Source organism: Syntrophorhabdales bacterium (assembly GCA_035541455.1).
Lineage (GTDB): Bacteria > Desulfobacterota > Syntrophorhabdia > Syntrophorhabdales > WCHB1-27 > JADGQN01.
This window is the reverse complement of the sequence record DATKNH010000051.1, coordinates 1-5,387: the sequence shown is the minus strand read 5'-3', so window position 1 is coordinate 5,387 and position 5,387 is coordinate 1. Positions and strand designations below refer to the sequence as shown.

The 5,387-nt window shown below is 52.9% G+C and carries 5 protein-coding genes; all 5 read left to right on the top strand.

The features are described from left to right. The first annotated feature begins 575 nt into the window (after positions 1–575). On the top strand, positions 576–932 hold the full coding sequence (locus tag VMT71_05695; GenBank protein HVN23444.1) for a hypothetical protein: 357 nt from the start codon (positions 576–578) through the stop codon (positions 930–932). A 941-nt stretch (positions 933–1,873) separates the two neighbouring features. Next, positions 1,874–2,731, top strand: a complete 858-nt coding sequence (locus VMT71_05690) for a hypothetical protein (protein HVN23443.1) — start codon at positions 1,874–1,876, stop codon at positions 2,729–2,731. Positions 2,732–3,074: 343 nt separating this feature from the next. Beyond that, positions 3,075–3,347 carry a hypothetical protein gene (locus VMT71_05685; GenBank protein ID HVN23442.1) on the top strand — a complete coding sequence of 91 codons (273 nt, stop codon included), beginning with the start codon at positions 3,075–3,077 and terminating at the stop codon, positions 3,345–3,347. 198 nt (positions 3,348–3,545) lie between these two features. Beyond that, positions 3,546–4,151: a hypothetical protein gene (locus tag VMT71_05680; protein HVN23441.1), complete on the top strand. Its 606-nt coding sequence runs from the start codon at positions 3,546–3,548 to the stop codon at positions 4,149–4,151. Between the two features lie 963 nt (positions 4,152–5,114). Further along, the coding region (locus tag VMT71_05675; protein HVN23440.1) for a hypothetical protein at positions 5,115–5,387 on the top strand (273 nt) is incomplete at its 3' end.

Below are 5,387 nucleotides of genomic sequence, written 5' to 3'. Positions count from 1 at the left end.
ACGCTATAGGCTCCCTTTGGCGCGAGGACGAGACTCTTAAGCGTAGCACGGCGAGCCTGGTTGCTACCGATCTTGCTATTGAAACAGACCTGGTTCCCATCCCTAAACACCTGCCCGGGTCACTACATTCTCTGCCTCTTTTGAGTGACCCTCCTTGTGTGGAGCAGCAACAATCGTGCCTGTGTCAGCCCGCGAGCAAATACCCCGGAAGTGCTTGGAGTTTCAGCGTCGAGTTTTTCGGCAAGCGTGCCATCGCCATTGCAGCGCTGCAATACTTTCTCATGAACTGGTCAGGCTTATGTATCATATATGCAATACTCAGGAGAACTTCTTCAATGCGATCTATAACCATAAGGGCCTATCGCAATGGCGTTAGAATGCATCATAGTGCGCAGCGATGATGGAAGCGAGGGCAACGGCCTGGGTAGCCTCAGCGGATGTAAAGGCCTCGTTTGACGCGGGGGAGACGAGGTGGCCTGTGCTGATAGTCCCCGAACTATCCTCCCTCGGTCGATCTGTGGGTCAAATCGCCATACTCTGGTTGATGAACTATTGAAGAAGAAGGTGAAGGTGATATGCCTCAAAAAAACCTGACCTTGAACGGCAGACAGGATATTCAGACTAAGGTCTTGGTGACCATGTTGTCTCTTTTTGCCGAGATTGAGCGGGACCTTGTGCCAGTGACGAACAGAATGATAGGAGGCAATGCTCCCAGCAAATATTTACCTCGACTGCAAAGGAGCGCCGGTATTGACGATGAACGGCTCGGCAAGATTCTTAAATCGCATTTGATAAATCAAACCGCCGTGACGACTGATAACTTTGAGCAATTCTTTAAGTTGCGCTGGGAGGCGTTCCTGCAGCGCATAGAAAATGCTATGGCGAAACCGGTTGCAGGAGGAACAATACCTTCTCTTTTTCTTGCCCGATAGCCAGTAGCACAACTTGGAGCGCTGAGGCACAAACAGGATATTCTAAGTGGAAGCCGCACGGTTGTTGGAGGAAGAGGCTCAGGCGCCTGATATCAGCAGTCTGAGGACGGCATAAGAGGGCCTCACCAGAAAGCTGCAGAAAAGCAATGCGTACCTTCTTTATCATGGGTAATTATCATAGAACTGGTGCAGACGGTCTGTAAAGATCACCAGAACTGCTATTTTTAGCAGCATAGGCATTTCCGAGATTGCGGCGCGATCACGCCCGCTGTGGGCGGGGTGATGCCACAAACCAATCATGCCAATGCCCAGGTGATCCTCACCATGCCCGCAGGTGAGGAGACGGACGTTCTGTAGCACGAGAAGTCATGGAATACGGTGGGACCTTGCAGAGTGGCCTTCAGGATGTGGCGAGACCCAGAGGAGGGGATGCATCATCTCGCGCGAAAATCAAGCCCATCACGGAAAGATTCCGCAATTTTCATTCTCTTAAAGATTTCAAAAAAGATGCTGAAGCCTCGATCTTACGTATAGCTTCTTTACTTCATCCATCTTCTTTCTTGACCGCGGTTACCAGTAATAGTGATGAAAGCTGCTCCGGGACAAAGCCACCGCTGCTTGCCCTGCTGCACGCTAGAAGAAGCAACGCGCCGATGCCTTTGGAGAAGTATGGCACGCCTGCGATACGAAATCGGCACAATTGGATGAGAGTGCTGGACGACTCCAATAGTAGAACCCGCAGCTGCAAGGACCCCAACAGTGTAACTGCCTGGAAGAGCAGCCTTTTCGTTTACCTGAACGCAAGACGGATATGGCACGATGCTTGCGACAGTGCTACGGAGCGGAATTGACGCTGGGGTGGTGTCCAACAGCGGATAGCGGGTGGTAGCTATTGGATATCCATTTGTAGACGTTACGAATAAATAGAAAGGAGGAGACACATGAAATGGTTACTCGCCTGTCTGACACTATTCTGTATGGTCGCCCCGGCCATGGCGGGGGAAGATCCGTATGTCGCGATCGTCGATAATGACCTTTCTGCAACGGGATGGAACTTCTATTTTAATCTAAGGCAGCAGCAGTTCGTGCTCGATCAGGAATCTCTGGGCGTACCCGTCGCCGGCGAACAGTTCCGTTCCCAGACCGCAAGCACCCGGCGAGAGGTTTGCGATGTGACCGGCCAGGCGGTTACGCTTCCCAATGCCAAGACGCCAGCGGGCAACGCCGGTTTCTACGAATGGTGGATCCGTCTTCCCAAGAAGCCTTCCGGGGAGATTAACATCGTGATCGAATGTGGCGTTTTGAAACCTGGTGGAACTTCCATTGAACTCTGTGCCGCGGAAACGGGCGAACGGGTCGGTGCAGGCACCTGCGTACGCCAGGAAGTCGACCCCGGCGTGAGTCCGGTAAGTTACACAGCGCTTCCCAGGATCGGCGCAGTTGTCTATCCCGGCCCCTTCAACGCCTTTACACCCTTCCACCTGACCGCTTTCAAGAACCCGAGCAGCTACACGCTGGCCTTTGATCCGGTGACCGCGGCTATGTCGAACAACGTCAACTCGCAGGTACTGGACGGCTCCACGAACGCCAGGATCCTGCTCAAGGCGTGCATGGACAAAACAATAGTCACGAAGCTTCCGGTGACTGGCCAGGTGAATGCGCTGGGTGAGACGGAGAATGACCTTGAGGCAGGCGACATGATCCAGGTGCGCCTTGATGTGCCCCGGCAGAACTCGGTGGATGTATACTGCCATCGCTGGTCGACACGACTGATGGGCGTTGGAGAAGGGTCGTTCTAAGCGGTTGATCGGCTGAGGCAGCACGTCGGATAGAAGAGTTTTCCGCTTCCTCTCCTCCCGCGCTACGCGCAGGAAATGTTTGCCCGTCACAAGGAAAGTCCCCGGAACGAGCAGCTTTCCCGTCTATTCAAAGCTTGAAAAAACTTGAATTGTTTTTCTAGCAGTGCTACCCGCGTGCAGGTCCCCAACGCATGTCGCCCGCGCTTCGAATTTCCTGGACTCTACCATCAGAAGCTCATACGCTTTCTGGAAGGCTAAGCCCCATCTCTTTCAGAGCGGCAGGGGGATCCTCCCCAATTTTGTCAGCTGTAACCTATTTCTGAAAGATGACGACTTCACAATTATGGCTGGACTGTTGGTTGTGAGAGTCATCGCGGTGATTCTGTTGGTGCTGTGCTTCTCGGCGGCAGCATTCATTGCGGTGGAGATTCCCGCCCCGGATGATTCGGGCCAGACGTATCAGAACGATGCAGCCTCGCTCACTCTGGTCAGCCATCGATTATCCCCTCCTCCGTGCAAGGACGTGGCACCTTTCTTACACGAGGAACGGCCTACCCTTTACCAATCATCAGCGATCTTCCGTCACCTGTACCGGGGACCCCCCACCCTCCTCTAAACTCAATACCTAGGCGCGGCTGGCGGATACCTGATCCGCCAGGATGAACGAGATTGTCGCCCCTTGAGCTATAGCAAGGTGGCGGGCTGTTAGGTGTAGGAAAGAGAGGTTCGTACGAGCATGGCAATTGAAGGAGAAAGGACACGCTCGAGAGGGATCGGCAGGAAGTCGCCGGTACGCTCTCCGAAAAAAAGAAGTATGACCGTACTGATTCACCTCGATAACCCGCTCTTCGCCGAAGCTATTCGTCAACTCCTCATCACGAACAGGCATCATGCGATCGTCGTGGGTGAAGGACCTTCCAGCAGCTACGTTACCCCTGACGTGCTTCTTGTGGATATAACAAATCTCAGCGTTGATGTCCTCGCCCGGTATGCCCCAGTAAAAGGCTTCCTCATCGATGATGCTTGCATAGAGCCCCAGAGGGTGTTCAGAGCACTCCGCACATGCAGGGCCCAGGGGGTACCCTTCCCCCGCGCGGGGCTTCACCAGGTCTGGATCGAGAGGGGTTCGGTCAAGGCCTTGCGCCACCACGCTGGGGCCATGCCCATCAGGTTACTATCGAAAGTGAAGAGGAGATCATCGAGTGCGTCTTCCAAAGGCGGAGCAATGCGGAGCTTGCGCGGAGATTTGCGCTGCCAGACTATTCGGCGAAAACATCTCAAAATATCTTCTGAAAGCTCCCATCACGAGCCGGTTGAAGTTGACGGTGCTTGCTGCGCATCGTCCGCGCGAAGACCCTGTCTGAACCTCACGTCGCGCCTTCTTTTCGTAATGCACAATCATCTTGGGCATTCCCGCTAAATACGCATAGCTTAGAAACGTGCAATTTCCTCGCGGCAAAGAATCCGCGGGCCGGCTGCATTTCTGGAAATTACCTTCCTCTGTTATATTGAATCAATTCGTCGCGGGTGACTGACCTTTCAAGCGGTGGCGAGTACCAATAGGTTGCAGAAGAATTGGCGCTTGCAGAAAAGTTTCAGAAAAGTTTTGCTTGACACTGGCAGCTGCGGATGCAACCATGGAATAGATCATATCCTTCTTTGCTAATCGCTCGTGCGTGTGCGTAAGTCAAGCGGATGAGGAGGAGGATTATGAACTTTACCACTACTATCTTCAGCGGTTGTATTGCCAGGATTCATCTGTATTCTGCCGCGCGATCCGAACCTGATTGTCCAAATTCTGCAAAAGCGCCACGGATGTTCTCACACCCCTTTACCGGATCTTTCGCTGGGCCGTGACCGGCGATGTTTGCAGAGGTCTTTGAAGCACAAATAAGAACTGTATCTAGGCGACAGCTCAGCGTCAAGGCAGGTGCTTCCTCAATCACCGCCCTTTTTGTTGCATTTTAGACGATCATTGTCCGGGTAGAGCGTGTCTGACTCTCACTGAGAGGGAAGACTCCCAGCTTAGCAACTCACCTGCGAAAAAGTATTGCGCACAAATACTACAAAACGAACCCCTACAAAGGGATTATCGCAGGCCTGCAATACCTTACGTTACACCCCCGAAATATTGTTGTGTAACTGTTAGATAATACATAACATTATCACGTTTATCCTGAGGCGGACACGGCACAGGAATTGCCAACACATTTAGGAAGGATGGCTTAACGCTGAAGCTCTATATACGGGAAAGGAGGTGATGCTTCGGGCGGCATGAGAGCGGTTGAGACCGGTCAGCGGAGACGGGGGTATGTCGAGGTGTGTTCTTTTACGTATAGGTTTTTAGACGTTACGAAAACAACAACTAACAGGAGGAGATGACATGAAATGGTTATTTGTAGCTCTGGCAGTATTCTTTATGGTCGCCCCGGCCATGGCAGGAGAGGACCCGTACATAGGCATCGTGGGCAATGACAACACCTTCAAACCCTTCTACTTCAGCCCGAAGCACCAGCAGTTCCTGTTTGACACGGTAGGGCTTTTCGGGATCCCCGATGTGTTCGGCAGCCAGGACCCGGTGAACCAGTATACCCGGGTGGGCGTATCGGGTGGTGAGCAGTTCCGTTCCCAGACCCTGAACAACCAGGCAGAAGTC